General features: G+C 74.6%; 19 protein-coding genes and 1 pseudogene. 4 read left to right on the forward strand and 16 right to left on the reverse strand.

The window, feature by feature from the left end:
- Nucleotides 1-14 precede the first annotated feature (14 nt).
- From AC0OLQ_RS20410 to AC0OLQ_RS20455, 10 genes are read right to left on the reverse strand one after another with little or no spacing between them, the layout of a single operon-like run.
- Entirely contained in the window at nt 15-809 is a 795-nt protein-coding gene (locus AC0OLQ_RS20410) for a hypothetical protein (protein WP_484527550.1), read from the reverse strand.
- The gene (locus tag AC0OLQ_RS20415) at nt 806-2,044 is read right to left on the reverse strand and encodes an MCE family protein (RefSeq protein WP_484527551.1); all 1,239 of its coding nucleotides are present in this window, start codon (nt 2,042-2,044) and stop codon (nt 806-808) included. Before AC0OLQ_RS20415 ends, AC0OLQ_RS20410 begins: the two co-directional genes overlap by 4 nt.
- Nucleotides 2,041-3,459 (reverse strand): MCE family protein, encoded by a 1,419-nt coding sequence (locus tag AC0OLQ_RS20420; protein WP_484527552.1) that lies wholly within the window; start codon nt 3,457-3,459, stop codon nt 2,041-2,043. The genes AC0OLQ_RS20415 and AC0OLQ_RS20420 overlap by 4 nt, the downstream gene beginning before the upstream one ends.
- Nucleotides 3,456-4,700 (reverse strand): MCE family protein, encoded by a 1,245-nt coding sequence (locus tag AC0OLQ_RS20425; protein WP_484527553.1) that lies wholly within the window; start codon nt 4,698-4,700, stop codon nt 3,456-3,458. The genes AC0OLQ_RS20420 and AC0OLQ_RS20425 overlap by 4 nt, the downstream gene beginning before the upstream one ends.
- The gene (locus tag AC0OLQ_RS20430; protein WP_484527554.1) at nt 4,700-5,686 is read right to left on the reverse strand and encodes an MCE family protein; all 987 of its coding nucleotides are present in this window, start codon (nt 5,684-5,686) and stop codon (nt 4,700-4,702) included. The genes AC0OLQ_RS20425 and AC0OLQ_RS20430 overlap by 1 nt, the downstream gene beginning before the upstream one ends.
- Nucleotides 5,683-6,717: an MCE family protein gene (locus tag AC0OLQ_RS20435; RefSeq protein ID WP_484527555.1), complete on the reverse strand. Its 1,035-nt coding sequence runs from the start codon at nt 6,715-6,717 to the stop codon at nt 5,683-5,685. The genes AC0OLQ_RS20430 and AC0OLQ_RS20435 overlap by 4 nt, the downstream gene beginning before the upstream one ends.
- The gene (locus tag AC0OLQ_RS20440; RefSeq protein WP_484527556.1) at nt 6,714-8,003 is read right to left on the reverse strand and encodes an MCE family protein; all 1,290 of its coding nucleotides are present in this window, start codon (nt 8,001-8,003) and stop codon (nt 6,714-6,716) included. The genes AC0OLQ_RS20435 and AC0OLQ_RS20440 overlap by 4 nt, the downstream gene beginning before the upstream one ends.
- A 2-nt stretch (nt 8,004-8,005) precedes the next feature.
- Nucleotides 8,006-8,809: an MlaE family ABC transporter permease gene (locus tag AC0OLQ_RS20445; protein ID WP_484527557.1), complete on the reverse strand. Its 804-nt coding sequence runs from the start codon at nt 8,807-8,809 to the stop codon at nt 8,006-8,008.
- Nucleotide 8,810: 1 nt separating this feature from the next.
- Complete coding sequence (locus AC0OLQ_RS20450) at nt 8,811-9,581, reverse strand: MlaE family ABC transporter permease (RefSeq protein ID WP_357341725.1); 771 nt, start codon at nt 9,579-9,581, stop codon at nt 8,811-8,813.
- Nucleotides 9,578-10,546 (reverse strand): ABC transporter ATP-binding protein, encoded by a 969-nt coding sequence (locus tag AC0OLQ_RS20455; RefSeq protein WP_484527558.1) that lies wholly within the window; start codon nt 10,544-10,546, stop codon nt 9,578-9,580. The genes AC0OLQ_RS20450 and AC0OLQ_RS20455 overlap by 4 nt, the downstream gene beginning before the upstream one ends.
- Nucleotides 10,547-10,711: 165 nt before the next feature.
- On the opposite strand from AC0OLQ_RS20455, the gene shbA reads away from it, so the two are divergent.
- Genes shbA through AC0OLQ_RS20470 form a run of 3 tightly spaced genes read left to right on the forward strand, consistent with a single transcriptional unit; the run spans nt 10,712 to nt 13,795 of the window.
- Nucleotides 10,712-11,290, forward strand: coding sequence for an RNA polymerase sigma factor ShbA (shbA, locus tag AC0OLQ_RS20460; protein WP_484527559.1), 579 nt, complete (start codon nt 10,712-10,714; stop codon nt 11,288-11,290).
- Complete coding sequence (locus AC0OLQ_RS20465) at nt 11,287-12,132, forward strand: anti-sigma-D factor RsdA (protein ID WP_484527560.1); 846 nt, start codon at nt 11,287-11,289, stop codon at nt 12,130-12,132. The genes shbA and AC0OLQ_RS20465 overlap by 4 nt, the downstream gene beginning before the upstream one ends.
- A 52-nt stretch (nt 12,133-12,184) precedes the next feature.
- Entirely contained in the window at nt 12,185-13,795 is a 1,611-nt protein-coding gene (locus tag AC0OLQ_RS20470) for a sensor histidine kinase (protein WP_484527561.1), read from the forward strand.
- Nucleotides 13,796-13,817: 22 nt separating this feature from the next.
- Here AC0OLQ_RS20470 and AC0OLQ_RS20475 read toward each other — a convergent pair whose 3' ends face one another.
- From AC0OLQ_RS20475 to AC0OLQ_RS20495, 5 genes and pseudogenes are all read right to left on the reverse strand, one after another.
- Nucleotides 13,818-14,894: a hypothetical protein gene (locus AC0OLQ_RS20475; protein ID WP_484527562.1), complete on the reverse strand. Its 1,077-nt coding sequence runs from the start codon at nt 14,892-14,894 to the stop codon at nt 13,818-13,820.
- The gene (locus tag AC0OLQ_RS20480; protein WP_484527563.1) at nt 14,891-15,238 is read right to left on the reverse strand and encodes a PadR family transcriptional regulator; all 348 of its coding nucleotides are present in this window, start codon (nt 15,236-15,238) and stop codon (nt 14,891-14,893) included. The genes AC0OLQ_RS20475 and AC0OLQ_RS20480 overlap by 4 nt, the downstream gene beginning before the upstream one ends.
- 126 nt (nt 15,239-15,364) lie before the next feature.
- Nucleotides 15,365-16,198, reverse strand: a pseudogene (locus AC0OLQ_RS20485) (SPFH domain-containing protein); the annotation flags it as partial.
- A gap of 171 nt (nt 16,199-16,369) precedes the next feature.
- Nucleotides 16,370-16,795, reverse strand: a complete 426-nt coding sequence (locus AC0OLQ_RS20490) for a hypothetical protein (RefSeq protein ID WP_484527564.1) — start codon at nt 16,793-16,795, stop codon at nt 16,370-16,372.
- A gap of 45 nt (nt 16,796-16,840) precedes the next feature.
- Nucleotides 16,841-17,023, reverse strand: coding sequence for a hypothetical protein (locus tag AC0OLQ_RS20495; protein ID WP_484527565.1), 183 nt, complete (start codon nt 17,021-17,023; stop codon nt 16,841-16,843).
- A 90-nt stretch (nt 17,024-17,113) separates the two neighbouring features.
- Here AC0OLQ_RS20495 and AC0OLQ_RS20500 point away from each other — a divergent pair, with 90 nt between their 5' ends.
- Entirely contained in the window at nt 17,114-17,410 is a 297-nt protein-coding gene (locus AC0OLQ_RS20500) for a hypothetical protein (protein ID WP_484527566.1), read from the forward strand.
- 55 nt (nt 17,411-17,465) lie between these two features.
- Here the strand turns inward: AC0OLQ_RS20500 and AC0OLQ_RS20505 are convergent, their stop codons facing one another.
- Nucleotides 17,466-19,250: a hypothetical protein gene (locus AC0OLQ_RS20505; RefSeq protein ID WP_484527567.1), complete on the reverse strand. Its 1,785-nt coding sequence runs from the start codon at nt 19,248-19,250 to the stop codon at nt 17,466-17,468.
- Between the last annotated feature and the right edge of the window lie 104 nt (nt 19,251-19,354).

A 19,354-nucleotide genomic window follows, 5' to 3' on the forward strand; every position in this document is an offset into this window, starting at 1 on the left:
TCTCCTCCTGTCGGTCATCCGACGAACTGGAGCTTGGTCACGAGCCAGTCCCCCGAGTCCCGGTCCCGGACCAGGTCGAGCTGGATCCGGTAGTGCGACGGCCGCCCGTCGGGCGCCTTGACGTTGCGGACGGTGGCGTCGACCGCGACCAGCACCACGGCGTGCCGCCGGTCCCCGGAGACGAGCCCGGCGCGCAGCACGGTGCCCTGCGACTGGACCTTGTTCTCCACCACCGCGGCCCGGACCTGCGCCTGGCCGCGGGTGAACTCGTCCTTGAAGTCGCCCGTGGCGCCGGCGGTGATCCGGCTCAGGTCCCGGTCGACGCTGGCCGCGCTGACCGAGACGAAGTTGACGGCGGCCTGGCGGGCGGCGGCCACCGCCTCCCGGCGGGCCTGGTCGGTGGCCCGGTCGACGTACCAGCGGTGGCCCTGCACACCGGCGCCGGCCAGGGCGGCGGCGAGCAGCACGACGAGCAGCGCGATGAGCGCCCGGGCCCGGCGGGGCGGGGCGGTGTCGTCCGGCTCGGCGGTGGCGTCCGGCTCGGCGGGCTCCGGATCGGGATCGGGCAGGTCCTCGACCTCCGCCGGGTCGCCGACGACGGTGAGGTCGCCGCCCTCGATGGGGTCCTCGACCGGCTCCTGGTCGAGCCGTTCCAGCACCCGTTCGATCGGCTCGGCGGGTTCGGGCACCGCCCGGTTGACCAGGCGGCGGCGCGGTGGGGTCGGGCCGCCGGCCTTCGCCCCCTTGATGACCTTCAACGTGGTGTTCCTACGGCTGGGCACCGCCACCTCCTCGGGTTCGCCGGTCACGGGGTCACCCCGGCGAGCAAGAGCTGTTTCCAGGACTGGGCGCCGGCGGTGCGGTACTGGCCGCCGGTGCCGCCGAACTGCAACGGGCGGCCGTCCGCGCTGAGCACCAACCCGGTGGCCGGGTCGTACCCGGGGTCGCCGCCCGGGTCGGCCTGCGGCGGCGGCGCCGGGTCGGCGCCGCCGGGCCGCGGTGCGTTCCCGGCGCCGCGCACGCCGGCCCCGGCGGCCCGCTCGCCGGCGTCGCACCCGGTGCCACCGCCGGAGTAGACGCAGGACGGCGGGTTGCCGGCGTTGACCACCAGGCCGAGGTGCGCGGTGCCGTCGCCGGGGGTGACGGTGAACCCGCCGGCCACCGCTATCGGGTACACCACCAGCAGTTGCTCAATGCCGGGCAGCCGCCGGGCGGCGATCCCGTTGACGGTGACCAGGTTGCCGAGCAGCAGCCCGACGTCGGGCTCCAGGCCGCGCAGCAGCGCCCGCAGCTCGACGCCGGCCGGCGGTCCCCCGGCCAGCAGGCGGCGCAGGTCGGGGTCGGCGGCGCGGAGCGTCGCGGCGAGCTGCGCCAGCCCGGCCGACCAGCGGCGCAGGGCCTCGGTGGACTCGGCCTGGGTGGTCAGAACGGTCCGCGCGTCGCGGATCAGGGCGAGGGTCTCGGGCAGCCGCTGGTCCGCCTCGGCAAGCAGGGCGTCCCCGGCGTCGAGGAGCCGGGCCAGGGCCTGCTCGTTGCCCTCGAACGCGGTCCCCAGCTCGGTGACGAGCACGGTCAGGTCGTCCGGGTCGACCGAGCGGACCAGCGCGTCCAGGTTGGTCAGCAGGGTCTCCGGGGCCAGCGGGAGGCCGGTGCGGTCGGCCGGGATCACCGCCCCGTCGCCCAGGTACGGCCCGTCGTCGCGTTCCGGCCGCAGGTCGAGGTACTGCTCGCCCACGGCGGACCGCTGGGCGACCACGGCGCGCAGCGCGTCGGGGACCCGGACGCCCCGGTTCATGCGCAGGTCGGCACGGACCCCGTCGCCGTGCAGGTCGACCGCGGTGACCCGGCCGACCGGCACGCCGCGGTAGGTGACCGGGGCGTTGGCGAACAGCCCGCCGGCGCGGGCCAGGTCGACGTGGACGACGTAGCCGGCGTGGAGCAGCCGGTCGCCGAGGCCGACGTAGCGGATGCCGACGTAGCCGACGCCGAGGATGCTCACCAGCACGAAGGCGAGCACCTGGAGCTTCACGGTGCGTCCGATCACGGGATCAGCCCTCCCCCGAGCACGTCGGTCAGGTCGCCGATCTGGCCGGTGACGGCGCCGGTCAGCGGAAGCACGCACTCGGCGGTGAGCACGGTGCCGTCGGGCAGTTCGGTGCCGGCGGGAAGCGCGGTGCCGGGCGGCACCAGGCCCTTGGGCAGCAGCAGCCCGCCGAGCGGCACGGTGGAGCCCGGCTTGAGCAGCTTGCAGCCCTCCGGCAGCCCGCACTCCTCGGGTGGGGTGAAGATGGGCGGGAAGTTCTTCAGGTCCGGCAGGCACCGGATCAGCGGCAGGTCGGGAAGGATGCCGCCGCCGGGTTTGGCGCCGGGCCGCGCCGGAGCGCCGGTGGCGGGCCGTCGGGGCGCCGTCGGGACGGCCGGCCGGGACGTCCGCGGCGCCGGGGCGGGCGCGGCGGCCACCAGATTGGCCAGGATGGTGGCGGCGTCCAGGTCGGCCGTGACCGAGAGGTTGACGAAGTCGCCGACGATCGCGCCGGTGACGTTCGGCGGGAACGGGTACGACAGCATGAAGTCCAGCGACTTCGGCAGGTCGTCGCCGGCCCGGGCGAGCTGTTCCAGGATCGGTTGCAGGGAGGTCACCGCGGCGACCGTGTCCTCCCGGCTGCGCTCCACCACCCGGGTGCCCACGGTGCCGAGCCGGCCGAGCGCGGTGAGCGCCTTGCTGAGCTGGGCGCGTTGCCGCGCCAGGACGGTCAGGCCCGGGGCGAGGGAGTCCAGCGCGTCGCCGACGACCTGGCGTTGCCGGGCCAGCCGACCGGTGAGCCGGTCGAGGGCGTCGATGGCGCGGACGATGTCGGCCTTCTGCCGGTCGAGTCCGCCGAGGAAGGTGTCGAGCTGGGTGAGGGTGTCCCGCAGCGCCGGTTCACGACCGGCGAGGGCCCGGTTCAGCTCGGCGTTGATGGTGCGCAGCTGGGCCAGACCGCCGCCGTTGAGCAGCAGGCCCAGGGCGGCCAGCACCTCCTCCACCTCGGCGCCGCGGCTGGTGCGGGCCAGCGGGATGAGGTCGCCGTCGGCGAGGTCGCCGCGGGCCGGCTCGGCCGGTGGCGGGGCCACCGCCACGTACTTCTCGCCGAGCAGGCTGCTCTGCCGGACGGCGGCGGTGGCGTTCGCCGGCAGCCGCACCGCCCGGTCGATGCGCAGCCGGACCCGGGCGTGCCAGCCGTCCAGGGAGATCTTCTCGACGCTGCCGACGGTGACGTCGTCGACCTTCACGGCGGCGCGGGGCACCAGGTCCAGCACGTCGGCGAACTCCGCGGTGACCGTGTAGCCGGGGCCGGACGGCCGGCCGCCGGGCAGCGGCAGGTCGGCCACCTCGGGCAGTCCGCAGCCGGCCGGCAGCAGGACCGCGGCGAGCGCGCCGGCCAGCAACCGGGACAGCCGCGACGGCTGGGCGGTCATGCCGGGCCCCGCAGGATGCCGCCGAGCGTGGGGTCGCTCGGGATGGAGGAGCCGCCCGGCGCCTCGTCGGCGGTAGGCGCACCGGGGGAGCTGATGGATCCCGGTGAGGACCCGCTTCCCGCCGGGGCGCCGGGCGGCAGCTTGAGCAGCTTGCGCAGCTGGTCGGTGAGGGGCAGCCCGCGCTGCCGCAGGGTCTGCGCGAGCTTGGTGCAGATCGCCGGCACCTCCGCGACGGGAAGCTGGGCGGCCATGAGGGAACAGGCGAAGGTGGCCGGGTCGTACGGGCCGAGCGGGTTGTCCCGGGTGTCCAGGGTGCCCGAGCGGGGGTTGTAGGCCAGGTTGAGGTTGCCGATCGCGAGCGGGGCCACGTCGAGGATCTGGATGACCGCCCGCTGCTGGTTGACCAGGACCTTGGTGATATCGGCAAGCGCGGTGACGTTCGAGGTCAGCGCGGTCCGGTTCTGCCGGACGAAGGTGGTCACGTCGGCGAGCGCGGCGGCCAGGTTGCGCAGCGCCCGGGCCAGCTCCTCCTTCTCCCCGGCGAGCTGCTCGGCGACGTCGGCGAGCTGCTGCTGGAAGCGGCGTACCTCCTGGTCGCTGCGGGCCAGGGTGGTGGTGAAGCGTTGCAGGTTGACCACCGTGCCGAAGAGGTCGCCGCGCCCGTCCGACAGCGTGGTCAGCGCGCGGGAGAGCCCGTCGAGGGTGGCGTGCAGGTCGGGGCCGTTGCCCTCCAGGTTGGCCCGGCCGGTGGCGACCAGGTCGGACAGGGCCCCGTCGGCGTTGGCGCCCTGCGGGCCGAGCGTCCGGTTGAACTCGTCGAGCGCGGCGTAGATGTCGTCGATCTCCATGGGCGCGGCGGTCCGGTCGACCGGGATCTGCGCCCCGTCGTCGAGCGCCGCGCCGCCGGTGTACGCCGGGGTGAGCTGCACGTACCGGTCGCTGACCACGCTGGGCGGGACGATCAGCGCCTGCGCGCCGGCCGGCAGCCGCAGCTCCGGGTCGTAGCGCATCTCGACGCGGACCACCCGCCCCTGCGGGACCACCTTCTCGACCTCGCCGACCCGGACGCCGAGGATCCGCACGTCGGAGCCGGCGTAGACGCCGACCGCGCGGGTGAAGTACGCGACCACCCGCCGCTCGGGCGGTTGGTGGCGCCACACCGCCGCCCCGACGGCGACGGCGGTGAGCAGCACGGTGGCCGCGGCGAGCGGGCGCCGCCAGCGCTGGATCCGACCGGGCATCAGCGACCTCCGGTGGCAGCGGGCAGGTACGGCTGGAGCAGGCCGTCCACGTACGAGTCGAACCAGCGGCCGTTGCCGACCACGTTGGCGAACGCGGTGACGAACGGCCCCATCCGGCGGATGGTCTGCTCCAGGTCGTCGCGGTTGCGTTGCAGGACGGCCACCACGTCGCGCAGCTTGCGCAGCGCCGGTTGCAGCCGGGTGCGGTTGTCGGCGACCAGCCCGGAGAGCTGGGTGGCGAGCTGATCGGTGCCGACCAGGAGCTGGTGGATGGCGTCCCGCCGCCGGCTGACCTCGGTGAGCAGCTTCTCCCCGTCGGTGACCAGCTTGCGGAACTCCTCGTCCCGCTCGGCGAGCACGCCGGTGACGCCCCGGGCCCGGGACAGCAGGGTGCGCAGCTCCGCGTCGCGGGAGGAGACGGTGCGGGACAGCCGGGACAGTCCGGTCAGCGAGGTGCTCACGCTGGGCGGGGTGTCGGCGAAGGTCTCCGACAGGGTGGTGAACGCCCGGGCGAGCTGCTCGGTGTCGACCTTGTCGAGGGTGTCGGCGAGGCCGGTCACGGCCTCCACCACGTCGAACGGGGCGGCCGTGCGGTCCAGCGGGATCTGTCCGCGCTCGGGCAGCTTCCCCGGGCCGGCCGGGGCGAGAGCCAGGTACTTCTGCCCGAGCACCGTCTTGATCCGGATGGTCGCGCCGGTGTCCCGGCCGAGGCGTACGCCGTCGTCGTCGACGCGGAACCGCACCCGCACGTACGGCTGCGGCCCCCGGGCGAGTTCCACGTCGGTGACCGCGCCGACCCGTACCCCGGCCACCCGGACCTCGTTGCCGGTGGCCAGGCCGCTGGCGTCGTGGAACGCGGCGGCGTAGGTCCGGCCGGTGAGCGCGGCGATCCGGTCGAGCTGGAACGCGCCGAGCAGGGCGGCGATGAGCACGGTCAGCCCGACCGCGCCGACGACCACCGGGTTGCGTTCGCGGAACGGTTTCACCGGGCACCTCCGGTGGCGCAACGGGCGGCGGTGGCGTCGACGCCGGGCACGGTGAGCGGCGCCCGGCCGTCGACGGCGAGCCGGCCGTCGAAGTCGCAGAGGTAGAAGTTGAACCAGGAGCCGTACGAGGCGACCCGGGTCAGCGACTCGTACCGCTGCGGCAGCCGGCCCAGGGTGGCGTCGATGACGGCGGAGTTGCGGTTCAGCGTCCCGGCCAGGTCGTCGAGGGCGCGAACGTCGGCGGCGAGCGGCGGCCGGGTCTGGCGCAGCAGCCCGGCGGTGGTGTCGGTCAGCTCACCGAGGCTGACGAGCGCCTCGCCGATGGCGGTGCGGTCGGCGGAGAGCCCGGAGACGAACTGCTGGAGCTGGGTGATGCTCTGGTCCAGTTCCCGGTCGTGCGCGGCCAGGGTGCCCAGCACCTGGTTGAGGTTGGTCACCACCCGGCCGATCACCGCGTCCCGGTCGGCCAGGGTGCTGGTCAGCGAGGCGGTGCGCCGCAGCAGGCTGGCCACCGTGCCGCCCTCACCCTGGAGCACCTGGACGATCTCGTACGCCAGCTTGTTGACCTCGGCGGGGTCGAGGGCGGTGAACAGCGGCCGGAATCCGTTGAACAGCACGGTCAGGTCGAGCGCCGGCTTGGTCTGGGTGAGCGGGATGAGACCGTCGGGGCGCAGCGGGCGGGGGTCGCCGGGGCCCTCGGTCAGCGCCAGGTAGCGCTGGCCGACCAGGTTGCGGTAGCGGACGGCGGCGCGCACGCCCACGGCCAGCGGCACGTCCCGGTCGACGGTGAAGGCCACCTCGGCCAGCGTGTCGTCGACCACCCGGATGCCGGCCACCTTGCCCACCCGCACCCCGGCGATCCGCACGTCGTCGCCGGCGAGCAGACCGGTCACGTCGGTGAACCGGGCCCGGTAGGTGGTGCCGGCGGGCGGGAACGCGCCGAGGGTCTGCGCGAGCAGCGCGGTGGCCAGCAGGGTGACCACGGCGAACAGCACCAGCTTCACCAGCGCGGGGGTCGTCTTCCCGGTCATCGGGCGCTCACCACCGCACCGCGCAGCAGCGGGCCCCAGAGCAGCACCGCGAAGTCGGGCACCTCGGCGGGCGGTGTCCCGGTGAGCCCGCCGACGAGCGGTTTCACCAGGTCGCGCTCCTCGGCGGTGCCGGCCCGGCCCATCGCCGGGGAGGCCGGCGCCGCGGGCGCGCCGCCGGCCGGCACCCCGACCGGCAGGGGCGCCGGGGTACGGGTGCCGCTGTAGTCGTAGCCGTCGGCGACGGCGACCTGCGGGGCGGGCACCCGCGGGTGCGGCAGCCCCCGGCAGTCCGGGCCGTCGTGGGCGCCGTAGACCGGCTCGTCCCGGCCCCGCTCGTAGGGGCCGCCGTCGCGGGTCACCTCCAGGGTGATGTGCATCCGGCCGCCGGCGAAGACCTCCTCGACCCGGGGTTGCAGGGTGACCAGCCCGTGCACCAGGCACGGGTACTCGGGCGCGTATGCGGCGAGCAGTTCCAGCACCGGGCGGCTGACCTCGCCGAGCCGGATCAGCTGGTCGCCGTGCCGGTCCAGGAAACCGCGCGCGGTGTCGGCCGTGTCGGTGGTGTCGGCGAGGAACGCGGCCAGCTGGTCGCGCTGGTCGCCGATGGTGCCGACGGTGACGGTGACGTCGCGCAGCAGCGCGAGCAGGTCGGGCAGCGCCGCGTCGTAGCTGTCCAGCACGGCGGCGAGCTGGCGGAGGTCCTCGGTGATCGTCGGGAGCTCGGGGTTGACCTGCCGCAGGTACGCGCCGAGCTGGGCGAGATTGCCGCCGAGCCGGTCACCGCGCCCCTCGAGGGCGGTGGCGATCGCGCCGAGGGTGGTGGCGAGCTGGTCGGGGTGGATGGACTGGAGCAGCGGCAGCGCCTCGTCGAGCACCCGTTCCAGCTCGACGGCGGTGCGGCTGCGGTCCTGGGTGATCACCGCACCGTCGCGGATCGGCCCGGCGGTGCTGCCCGGGGGCGGGACGAGTTCGACGTACCGCTCGCCGAAGAGGGTCTTGGGCAGCAGCCGGGCGGTCACGTCGGCGGGGATCCGGCCGGTGGTGGCGGGGTCGAGGGCCAGCCCGACCTCCGCCCCGTGGCCGTCGCTGCGCACCGAGCGGACGGCGCCGACCACCACCCCGCGTACCTTCACGTCGGCCCCCTCCAGCAGGTGCAGGCCGGCGCGGTCGGCGCGCAGGGTGACCCGGTCGACCGGGGTGAACGCCCCGCGGTACTGGAGCACGGCGGCGGTCAGCGCCGCGGTGAGCAGGGCGACGAAGACGAGGCCGAGGAGACGGTGTCGCATGGTCACCCCGCGATCCGGACGGTGGTGGTGGCGCCCCAGATGGCCAGGGACAGGAAGAAGTCGACGACGTTGACCGCGACGATCGCGGTCCGCACGGCCCGCCCGACGGCGACGCCGACTCCGGCCGGGCCGCCCTGGGCGTTGTAGCCGTACCAGCAGTGCACCAGCACCACGATCACGCTGAACACCAGCACCTTGCCGAAGGACCAGAGCACGTCCTCGGGCGGCAGGAACAGGTGGAAGTAGTAGTCGTAGGTGCCGGCGGACTGTCCGAAGTAGCCCACCGCGATGGTGCGGGTGGCCAGGTAGCTGGCGAGCAGGCCGACCACGTACAGCGGGATGACGGCGATGAAACCGGCGATCATGCGGGTGGTGACCAGGAACGGCAGCGAGGGCACGCCCATCACCTCCAGCGCGTCGACCTCCTCGGAGATCCGCATCGCGCCGAGCTGGGCGGTGAAGCCGCAGCCGACGGTCGCCGACAGCGCCAGCGCGGCGACCAGCGGCGAGATCTCCCGGGTGTTGAAGTACGCCGAGACGAAGCCGGTGAACGCGCTGCTGCCGATCTGGTCGAGCGCCTGGTAGCCCTGGAGCCCGACCTCGGTGCCGGTGAAGAAGGTGAGGAAGCAGATCACCCCGACGGTGCCGCCGAGCACGGCGAGCGCCCCGGTGCCGAAGCTGACCTCGGCCAGCAGCCGGATCACCTCGCGCCGGTAGCGGCGCAGGGTGCGCGGCGCCCAGGCCAGGGCGCGCAGGTGGAAGGCGAGCTGCCCGCCGAGGTCGTCGAGATAGCGCAGGACCGCCACGTCAGCTCCCCTTCTGCGGGACGACCTGGAAGTACACGGCCGTGACCACGAAGTTCAGCGCGAACAGCAGCATGAAGGTGATCACCACGCTGCGGTTGACCGCGTCACCGACGCCCTTCGGCCCGCCCTTCGCGGTCATCCCCTGGTGACTGGCGACCAGCGCGGCGGCGGCCCCGAACAGCAGCGCCTTCACCTCGCCGACCAGCAGGTCTGGCAGCTGCCCGAGGGCCTGGAAGCTGGCCAGGTACGCCCCGGGCGTGCCGCCCTGGAGCACCACGTTGAAGGCGTAGCCGCCGGTCACGCCGACCACGCTGACCAGGCCGTTGAGCAGCACCGCGACCAGCATCGAGGCGAGCACCCGGGGCACCACGAGGCGGTGGATCGGGTCGATGCCGAGCACCTGCATGGCGTCCAGCTCTTCGCGGATCTTCCGGGAGCCGAGGTCGGCGCAGATGGCCGAGCCGCCGGCGCCGGCGATGATCAGCGCGGTGACGATCGGGCCGGCCTCGCGGACCACGGCGAGCACGGAGGCGGCGCCGGTGAACGACTGCGCGCCGAGCTGCCGGACCAGCGAGCCGAGCTGGAGCGCGATGACGGCGCCGAACGGGATGGACACCAGCGCGGCGGGCAGGATGGACACCGAGCTGATGAACCAGGCCTGCTGGACGAACTCGCGGACCTGCACCGGCCGGCGGCCCAGCCCGCGCAGGGTGTCCAGGCAGAACGCGAAGAACTCGCCGGTGTGGCGGACGGCGGCGACCGGAGCGCTCATACCGTCACCTCGTTCCGCTCGGCGTCCCAGCGGCCCTCGAACGAGTCGGGCGGCGGGGTGACGCCGTGCTCGCGGCACCACTGCCCCGGCGGGCGTTCGGCGCGTCGCGGCCGCCCGTCGGACGGGGGCAGTTGCAGCGGGATCGGCGGCAGCGGCGGTAGCTCCACCCCGGCCTGCGCCTCGGCCGCGAGCTCCTCGGCGTCCTTCTCCTCGGCCATCCCGATCGGGCCGATCCGTTGCGCGTTGAGGAACTGCCGGACCACCGGTTCGGTGCTGGACAGCAGCATCTCGCGTGGCCCGAACATGGCCAGGTGGCCGTGGTAGATGAGGCCGATGTTGTCCGGCACGGTCCGGGCGGTGTTGATGTCGTGGGTGACGATCAGGAAGGTCGCCTCGGTGCGCTGGTTGAGGTCGACGATGAGCTGGTTGAGGTACGCGGTGCGCACCGGGTCCAGCCCGGAGTCCGGCTCGTCGAAGAGGATGATCTGCGGGTCGAGGACGAGCGCGCGGGCCAGCCCGGCCCGCTTGCGCATCCCGCCGGAGATCTCGCCGGGCAGCTTGTGCTCGGCCCCGACCAGGCCGACCATGTCCAGCTTCTCGTTGACCACGGCCCGGATCTCCGACTCGGACTTGCGGGTGTGCTCGCGCAGCGGGAACGCGACGTTGTCGTAGATGGTCATCGAGCCGAACAGCGCGCCGTCCTGGAACAGCACGCCGAACAGCTTGCGCACCTCGTACAGCTCGCGCTCGGAGAGCTTCGGCAGGTCCCGGCCCTCGATGAGGACGGAGCCCCGGTCGGGGCGGAGCAGCCCGACGAGCGTCTTGAGGAACACCGACTTGCCCGTGCCGGAGGGTCCCAACAGGACGGAGATCTCCCCGGCGGGCAGGGTCAGGGTGAGGTCCGACCAGACCGGGTGCCCGCCGAAGGACTTGGTCAGTCCGCGTACCGCGACCTCGACGCCCATCGTTTCCCTCCCTTCGGGTCTCACCTGGGACATCGGGCGGCGCCGGCCGGGCGCAACAACTACTTTGCGTCACCCGTCGGGGACGACAGGCAAGCTATGCAAAACCCCGGAGGTGTCGATAACGTGCCGGAAACCGGCCGGCGATGAGGATGTTCCACGAACGCCATGACGACAGTGATCGAGTCCGAGCTCGTTCGTCGGGCCGCCGCGGGCGACCCGGCGGCGGTCGAGGCGTTGCTGGTCGGCGTGCGTCCGGGACTGGTCCGTTACTGCCGGGCCCGGTTGGGCCGGGTGGGCGGGGCGTACACCACCGCCGACGACGTCGCCCAGGAGGTCTGCGTGGCCGTGCTGCGCGCCCTCCCCCGCTACCGCGAGCAGGGCGTCCCCTTCGCCGCGTTCGTCTACGGCATCGCCGCGCACAAGGTGGCCGACGCCCAGCGCTCCGCCGTCCGGGACGCCGCGGTCACCCCCACCGACACCCCGGTCGAACGGCCGGACGCCGCGCCGGGACCCGAGCAGCAGGCGGTGGCGAGCGACCTGGCCCGGCGGCTGTCCGCACTGCTCGGCCGGCTCCCCGACGTGCAGCGGGAGATCATCCTGCTGCGGGTCGCGGTGGGACTCTCCGCCGAGGAGGTGGGGGACGTGGTCGGCATGTCGGCGGCCGCGGTCCGGATGGCCCAGTCCCGTGCCCTGGCCCGCCTCCGTACCCTGGCCGGGGGCTCACTGGACGAGGTGGCGGCATGACCGGGCGGACGCCGGGCGACGGCGACGAGGCGATGGACCTGGGGACCATCGCCCTCGACGACGTGCTGCTCGACGCCCTCGGCCGGGGCGAGGCCGCGCCCGAGGGCGACGCCCTCGCCGGGCTCCTCGCCGCCTGGCGGTCCGACCTCGTCGAGGAGCCGGCAACCGGGGTACGCCCCGCCGCGCCGGCCCCCACCGTCGAGGCGCCGCCGCGACCGGCCGCCCGCCGTCCCCGCCCCTGGGCGCTGCGGCTGGCGGCCGCCGCCGTGGCGCTGCTGGCCCTGGTCTCCGGGCTGGGCATCGGCAGCCGCGACGCCGGGCCGGGCAGCCCGCTCTGGTCGCTGACCCGGCTGCTGTATCCGCAGCAGGCCGAGGTGCGCGGCATCGAGGACACCATCGGCCGGGCCCGCGCGGCCCTGGACGCCGGCCGGCTCGACGACGCCGAGGCGCTGATCGCGCGGGGTCGCCAGGACCTGGCCCGCGTCGAGGACCCGGCGGCCGTCGCCCGGCTGGGCGCCGCGCTCGACGTACTGGCCCGCGACCTGGCGGCGGCCCGGGCGGCGACCGCCCCGCCGAGCACCGCGGCGGTGGGCACCGCCCCGGCCACCCCCGCGCCCACCGCCGTACCGAGCCCCGCCGTCACCGGTACGCCCCGGCCGGCTCCCGCCACCTCGGGCGGCAAGCCGAGGCCCGGGTCGAGCACGGCGCCGGCCCCCGCCGACAGCCCCCTGCTGCCGCCGCCCCGGCTGCCGCTGCCGCTGCCATCGGTGTCGGTGTCCGTGTCGGGGCTGCCAGCGCTGCCCGGGCTGCCGCTGCCCACCAGGGGCGGGCTGCTCGACTGAGCGCCGCGACGCATCCGCGCGACGCACCCGGAGACTCCGTTACTGTGCTGCCGTGAACAGCGCACCAGCGGCGGATGGGACCGTCACCGAGGGGCGCCGGGCGCGGATGACCACGAGCCGGCGGCTGAGCGTCATGATGCTCGCGATGACCGTGCTGGTGCTCACCGGCGGCGGGGTCGGCGCGGCGGCGCTGTCCCACACCGCCGCCGTCTCCAACCGGCTGGCCGACCAGATCTCCCCGGCCCGCACCGCGGTGAGCCGGCTGGAGAGCGGGCTGCTGGAGCAGGTGGCGGCGGTCCGCGGGTACGTCGTCACCGGCGACCCGGAGCTGCTGCGCCCGTACGAGGAGGGGGTCGCCGCCGAGCGCGCGACCGCGCGGCGGGCCCGCGACCTCCTCGCCGACGAGCCCGAGGCGCGCCGTGAGCTGGACGCGGCGCTGGCCCTCGCGGACGGCTGGCGAGCCGAGTACCCGGCCCGACTGATCGCCGCCCGGCGGGCCGGCACGAGCGCGGCGGAGCTGGCGCCGGTGGTGCAGCGGAGCGGGCTCGCGTTCGACGCCGCGCAGGCCGCGCTGACCAGCCTGGAGGCCCGGCTGGACCGGGTACAGGCGGCCGGCCGGGCCGACCTGGACCGGGCCCGCGCGCTGCGCGACTTCCTCTTCGTGGCGATCCTGGCCACCCTGCTGCTGTCCAGCATCGTCATCTCGGTGCTGGTCCGCACCACGGTGCTGCGCCCGCTGGACCGCCTGGGCGTCTCGGTGCGGCAGGTGGCCGGCGGCGACTTCGAGCACCGCCTCGCCCCGGAGGGGCCGGCCGACATCGCGCGGCTCACCGCCGACGTGGAGACCATGCGGCAGCGGGTGGTCGACGCGCTGAACACCAGCCGCCGGCACCGGGACGCCCTCGAACAGCAGGCCGCCGAGCTGCGCCGGTCCAACGAGGACCTGGAGCAGTTCGCCTACGTGGCCTCGCACGACCTGCAGGAGCCGCTGCGCAAGGTGGCGTCGTTCTGCCAGATGCTGCAACGCCGCTACGCCGACCAGCTCGACGACCGGGCCCGGCAGTACATCGGGTACGCGGTGGACGGGGCGACCCGGATGCAGAACCTGATCAACGACCTGCTGGCGTTCTCCCGGATCGGCCGGGTCTACCGCGACGACCGGGAGGTGGACCTGGCCGCGACGCTCGCCCAGGCCGAGTCGAACCTCTCCGAACCGATCGCCGAGGCGGGCGCCGAGATCGTGGCGGACCCGTTGCCCGTGGTGCACGGCGATCCGACCCTGCTCACCATGCTCTGGCAGAACCTGCTCGGCAACGCGGTGAAGTTCCGCAGCCCCGACCGGGCGCCCCGGGTCCGGGTGACGGTCGGCGAGGACGCGGCCGGCTGGGAGTTCACCGTGACCGACAACGGCATCGGCATCGACCCCCGGTACGCCGACAAGATCTTCCTGATCTTCCAGCGGCTGCACCCCCGGGGCACCTACGACGGCACCGGGATCGGGCTGGCCATCTGCAAGAAGATCGTCGAGTACCACGGCGGCACGCTCCGGCTGGACGACGGATACGCCGAGGGCGCCCGGTTCGTCTTCACCCTGCCGAAGCCGGCCGCGACGGCGACCGTGCCGGAGCAGGCGAGCAAGCGGGCGCCGGTGGCCCCGGCCTGAGCCCGGAGCCACCGGCGGCGGCTCACCCGGCGCGGTGTTCCCGGTCGGCTGCCCGGCCCAGCGCCACCATCCGCAGCGTCTCCTCGCGCCGGCGCACCAGCAGCACCCCGGCCAGGAAGGTGACCGGCGGGACGAGCACCAGCATGAGCCACTGCGCCGGGACCAGTGCGATGGCGTGTCCCATGTGCATGGTGGAGACCGACCAGCCGGCGAGCGCGGTGTCGATGAGCAGGGCCAGCGCGGCGACCGGAGCCAGCAGCACGGCGATCCGCCGGCGCACCGCCGCGGCGAGCGTGGCCACGGCGACGACCACGGCCAGGGCCGCGGCGGCGAGCCCGGCCACGTAGAGCCAGATCACCAGCTCGCTGCGGGCTTCCAGGTCGTAGAGGACGTAGACGGGGTAGCCACTTGCGGACTCCTGGAAGGGCGGCCGGGCGCGCTGGCTGACCGTCAGGATCGACACCACAGCGAGGCAGGCCGCCACCAGCACCGCCAGCCGGCGAACGCCGAGGACCGCGACGGCCCGGCGGGCCGGGGCGGGCGCGGTGAGCGCGGCGGTCGCCACCAGGGCGAGGGCGAACTGGGGCAGGGTGTCGACCACGTCCGTCGGCTGGTCGCCCACTCCCGGCCCGACCAGCCCGAGCCACCCGCCGACCCCGGTCCAGGCCAGTCCGGCGGCCACCCGCCGCAGCCCGACCAGCGCCGTGACGGCGACGGTCGCCCAGCCGGCCACCCGCAGCCAGTCCACCGGATCCGGCCCGACCGGCCGTACCGATGGCGGCAGGGACGGGTCTGCCACCAACTGGTCGAGCACGCTCCTGCCGGCGGCGGCGCAGAGCACCAGCGCCACCAGGACGCCGGTGACGGCGGCGGCGTCGGCCCAGGCCGGGTCGGTGAACCCCCGTGCGCCCACCCGCAGCCGGGCCCGCAGGCCGGCGCCGACCAGGTCGACCGTGTCCCGGAGCCCGGGGCGGGTCTGCCCGGGCCGCGCGTCGGCCAGGAGGACGGCGACCATCTCCTCCTCGTACGTCCGGCGGTGTTCCCAGGGGTGGACGGCGAGCAGCCGGCGGTAGCGGCGCTCGAGTTCGGCGGCGCTCACGCCACGCCTCCCTCGGGCAGCAGGCCGGCGGCGCGCAGCCGGCGGCCGGCGGTGTCGGCGTTGCGGCGCAGCCGGGCCACCTCGTCGCCGAGCCGGGTGGCACCCAGCGCGGTGAGCCGGTAGTAGCGGCGCAGCCGGGACTGCACCACCTCCTCCCGGTCGACCTCGATGAAGCCGTCGGCGCGCAGCCGGTCGAGGACGGCGTAGAGGGTGCCGGCGCGCAGCCGGACCCGGCCGTCGGAGATGCGCAGCACGTCCTCGATGACCGCGTAGCCGTGCCGGGGTGCCTCGGCCAGCGCGGTGAGGACCAGGAACGTGGGTTCCCGCAGGGGGCTGTCTCCCATGCCGGCGAGCAAATACCGGCTATCGGTATATACACGTTCCCGTCACGCCGCGGGCGGCCGCCCGTCCCCGTCGGCGGCGGCCGCGGCGACGTTCTCGGTGACCGGGCCGAGCGCCGGTCCGGCCGGGGTGGCCGGTTCCGTCGGGCCGGCCCGCTCGTCCGCGCCCGGCCCGCCTCCGGCCGGCGCCTGCTCGCCGCCCCCGGCGAGCCGGTCGAAGAAGCGCAGCAGCTCGACCGGGAACGGCATGACCAGGGTGCTGTTCTTCTCCGCCGCCACGTCCACCACCGTCTGGAGCAGCCGCAACTGGTACGCCCCCGGCGTGTTCGCCATCGCCCGGGACGCGTCGGCGAGCCGGCGGGACGCCTGGTACTCGCCGTCCGCGGCGATCACCCGGGCCCGGCGTTCCCGCTCCGCCTCGGCCTGCCGCGACATCGACCGCTTCATCCCCTCCGGCAGCGACACGTCCTTGACCTCGACCCGCTCGATGAGCAGGCCCCAGGGCTTCTCGGTGGGCGCGTCGATGACCGCCTTCAGCTCCGCGTTGATCCGGTCCCGGTCGCGCAGCAGGGTGTCCAGGTCGGCCTTGCCGATCACCGAGCGCAGCGCGGTCTGCGCGACCTGGAGCACCGCCGACGGGTAGTCGCGGACGTTGACCAGTACCTTCACGGGGTCGACCACCCGGTAGTAGACGACCGCGTCGACGGTGAGCGTGACGTTGTCCCGGGTGATCACGCCCTGCGCGGGCACCCCGATCACCGTGGTCTGCATGCTGACCCGCACCATCCGGTCCGCGACCGGGAGGATCAGCTGGAAGCCGGGCTGCCGGATGCGCTCCAGCACCCGGCCGAAGCGGAACACCACGCCGCACTGGTACTGCTGCACCAGCCGGATGCTCAGCGAGGCCACGAGCACCACGAGCGCGACGACGATGACCAGCACGACGACGGCGGCGGCTGCCATTGGTCCCCTCGATCCCGGAGGCGCCCGCCTCCTGGCCGCGCGCCTACCCGCTTCCCCGCACTTCATGCCTGCCTGCTTCGGCGGGGGCGCCGACCGTGCGGATCTTGGCGAGTTGCCGTCACCAGCGAACGGAAGCTCTCCAAGATCCGTAGGCGATCCCGCCGCCGGAGGTCAGTGGCCAAGGTTGCGCACGTAGGCCCCGTCGCGGAACGCGAAGAGGACGAGGTCCGTGTCGTACACCTCGCGGAAGTGGCCGCCGTACCCGTCCTCGGCGACATGCGGCGCGAGGAGGTCGAGGATGGTGGTCAGCTCGCCCATGTCGTCGTCCAGCCAGTAGTTCCGGCTGTGCAGGCCCCACCGGTACACGTCGCCGGCCGCGGTGAACCCGACCCGCTGCCGCCGCAGCGACGCCACGTCACCGCCGGGCAGGTAGCTGTCCGGGTCGGGTGACAGCAGCGGGTACGGGTGCTCGTCCGGGTCCAGCGCGGCCGGTCGCTCGTCGCGCAGCCCGAGATGCCACCGGAGCGCGTCGAGCACCTCCGGCGGCGTCTCGTCGTCCAGAAAACAGGTGAAGACCACCTCGTAGTGCAGGCTCACGAGCCGCCCTCCCCGACCGGATCGCGTCCGCCGGCTGCGCCCTGGTCAGTCCTGCACAGAGCGATGCTCAGCGATCCACCGCTCCACGTCCCGCTTGCGCCAGACCTTGCCCATCTGAAGCACGGCGATCGGGTCGGGGAAACCCTTGGTGTTCGTGATGACGTTGACCCGCTGGCGGCTGATGCCGCCGAGCATGTCTCGAATCTCCGCCGCGCCGACGAGGTCCATGACATTGACGCTAGACAGCGGCGTGTGTTATGCGAGCGACAACGTCACAGGACGTTGACAGATGACTACGGCGGCCGGGAGCATGAGGACATGCGCCGGTTCACCAATCCGCCCGTCGTTGATGCCCTCCCCGCCCTGCTCGCACACCAGATGATCCGTCCGATCTGGCACTGCCGGCGAGGCTGCGGGACCTGGCCGTGTCCGAGGGCGAGGCTCGCGCTGCGGGCGAGCTACGACGGCGATCCGGTGGGGTTGGCCGTACACATGGCCGGCTGCCTGTTCGACGCCGCGGGAGACCTCTACCGCCTCAATCCCGACGACATGCCCGGCGCCGATGCCTTGTATGTGCGGTTCGTGGGGTGGACGAGGCGACGACTGATCGAGTGAGGCCTCCCGGAGCCTGGCGGCGAGACCGCGTGCGACCTCGTCGCGATGTCGCAGGTCAGAAGCGCCGGGCCGCGGGGATGCCGCGCGGTGGAGGCTGGCGCAGCAGCCAGACCGGGTTGCCGGCCCCGATGATCACGCCGTCCCGCGCCCGGACCTGGGTCCGCAGGTAGGCGCCCTCGCCCGGCGTGGCCGGCAGGTCGTGCCAGCCCTGGCGGAGCTGCCGCCAGGGGACCTTTCCGATCGTGATCGCCGGGGTCGGGTCGGCCGCGCCGGCCAGGTCGACCCGGCCGGTGACCACCTCCAGGGTCGCGCCGGCGGGCAGGTCGGTGGCGCGCAGCCGCACGGTCAGGTCGCCGGCGTCGGTGGTCAGGACGGCGCCCATCGCGCTGCGGCCGCCGATCTCCAGATCTAGGGCGCCCCGGTAGCGGGCCAGGTCGGTGAACCAGGCCTGCCCGGCGCGCAGCGCCGCCACCAGGTCGTCGCGGCCGGTGGAGGCCGCCCAGACGTAGGTGACGTGCCGGTCCCGCCCGGTCCGCCAGTCGGTGCCGTTGTGGTCGTCGGTCACCCCGACCGCGGTGACCGGCACCGCGTTGCGCGCCGCCACGTCGTACGCCCAGAGGTGGTCGTCGACCGGGTTGCGACCGATCTCGATCAGGTCGACGCCGAGCGCGTGTCGCTCGACCAGCAGCCGCGCCAGCGACTCGCGCCGTTCCACGTCGAGCGGGTGGTTCCAGCAGACCACCCCGCCGTGGCCGTGCAGGAACTCGACCATCCGCTCGGTCGCCCCGACGTCGTTGTCCCGGTACGGCGGGGACGGGAAGCGCGGCAGCGTCTGGTCGCCACCGAACCAGTTGAGGTGCCGGACCATTGACACCTCGTAGGCGCGGTGGTGGGTGACGCCCGGGTACGCCTCGGCGTAGCCGCGCAGCACCTCGGCGCGCAACTCCTCACCGGCCTGCCCGGCGCGCCGGGCCCGGTCGAAGACCAGGCGGTCGACCACGAAGGCGCCCCGGGCCCCGGCCGCGACCTGCACCCCGAGGCGCAGCCCGCGCAGCGAGTTGTCCCCGGCCACCAGGTCGGGCCAGAGCCGCCGAACGTCGGCGAGCAGGTCGAGGGTGTGCCGCCGCCAGGCGCCGGTCGGCGCGGGCAGGTCTACGGTGCCGTGCCGGCCGTCGGTGCGGTGCCGCGTCGCGGTCGCCGGGCCGAGGCGGTAGCGGAGCAACAGCTGGCCGGCGGGGCGGCCGGCGCCTGCCGGGTGGTGGGACAGCGCGATCTCGACGATCAGCGCGGCGTCCGGGCTGGCGGACTCGGGCAGCACGTCGAGGTCGAGCGTGGTGTCGGAGATGTTCCCGGTGTGCGTCCAGTTCCACGCCTTGCCGGCGTACCAGAGGGTGCCGGCCCCGGCGGCGGTGAGCCGCAACGCGCGACCGGGGTCGTCGGCGGCGGGCGGGGCGGGCACGAAGTCGGCGGCGGAGGCGGTGAGCCGCCCCTCGGTGGACGCCTGCCAGGTCCAGACGAGCCCGCCCTCGGGTTCCTCGGGGCCGTCGAAGTGGACCACGCGGCGGTGGTCGTGGGCGGCGACGCGGAAGTCGTGGTCGGTCCACCAGAGCACGTCGACGGCGTTGCGGCGGGCCTGGTCGAGGTGAGCGGCGTAGCTGGCGATGCCCTCGCTGAACGAGGCGTGCAGGTGCATGGCCATGCTGATCGGCCGCCGTCCGCGCGCCGGCGGCGGGGCGTCGCCGGTGGCGGCCAGACCGACCGGCACGCCGATCCCAGCGACCGCGAGACCACCGGCGGCGGCGAGCAGGCTCCGCCGGTCCAGCCGTGCCCGATCCCCCATGCCGCTCCCCCGCTCCCGTGCCGGCCCGGGCCAGCGTACGGGCCGTTGTGCCGGCCGGGGATCCGGCGATCGTGCCGGGCCGGCGGCGGACGGTGGAGGACGCC

The sequence above is a fragment of the Micromonospora sp. Utrum1 genome, from assembly GCF_057197805.1.

What these genes read in the sequence shown, in the direction of transcription:
- AC0OLQ_RS20500 (WP_484527566.1), top strand. Translation starts at nt 17,114, where the DNA reads ATGCGCCGGTTCACCAATCCGCCCGTCGTTGATGCCCTCCCCGCCCTG.
- AC0OLQ_RS20455 (WP_484527558.1), bottom strand. Translation starts at nt 10,546, where the DNA reads ATGGGCGTCGAGGTCGCGGTACGCGGACTGACCAAGTCCTTCGGCGGG.
- AC0OLQ_RS20425 (WP_484527553.1), bottom strand. Translation starts at nt 4,700, where the DNA reads ATGCCCGGTCGGATCCAGCGCTGGCGGCGCCCGCTCGCCGCGGCCACC.
- AC0OLQ_RS20495 (WP_484527565.1), bottom strand. Translation starts at nt 17,023, where the DNA reads ATGGACCTCGTCGGCGCGGCGGAGATTCGAGACATGCTCGGCGGCATC.
- AC0OLQ_RS20465 (WP_484527560.1), top strand. Translation starts at nt 11,287, where the DNA reads ATGACCGGGCGGACGCCGGGCGACGGCGACGAGGCGATGGACCTGGGG.
- AC0OLQ_RS20450 (WP_357341725.1), bottom strand. Translation starts at nt 9,581, where the DNA reads ATGAGCGCTCCGGTCGCCGCCGTCCGCCACACCGGCGAGTTCTTCGCG.
- AC0OLQ_RS20480 (WP_484527563.1), bottom strand. Translation starts at nt 15,238, where the DNA reads ATGGGAGACAGCCCCCTGCGGGAACCCACGTTCCTGGTCCTCACCGCG.
- AC0OLQ_RS20435 (WP_484527555.1), bottom strand. Translation starts at nt 6,717, where the DNA reads ATGACCGGGAAGACGACCCCCGCGCTGGTGAAGCTGGTGCTGTTCGCC.
- AC0OLQ_RS20420 (WP_484527552.1), bottom strand. Translation starts at nt 3,459, where the DNA reads ATGACCGCCCAGCCGTCGCGGCTGTCCCGGTTGCTGGCCGGCGCGCTC.
- AC0OLQ_RS20440 (WP_484527556.1), bottom strand. Translation starts at nt 8,003, where the DNA reads ATGCGACACCGTCTCCTCGGCCTCGTCTTCGTCGCCCTGCTCACCGCG.
- AC0OLQ_RS20505 (WP_484527567.1), bottom strand. Translation starts at nt 19,250, where the DNA reads ATGGGGGATCGGGCACGGCTGGACCGGCGGAGCCTGCTCGCCGCCGCC.
- shbA (WP_484527559.1), top strand. Translation starts at nt 10,712, where the DNA reads ATGACGACAGTGATCGAGTCCGAGCTCGTTCGTCGGGCCGCCGCGGGC.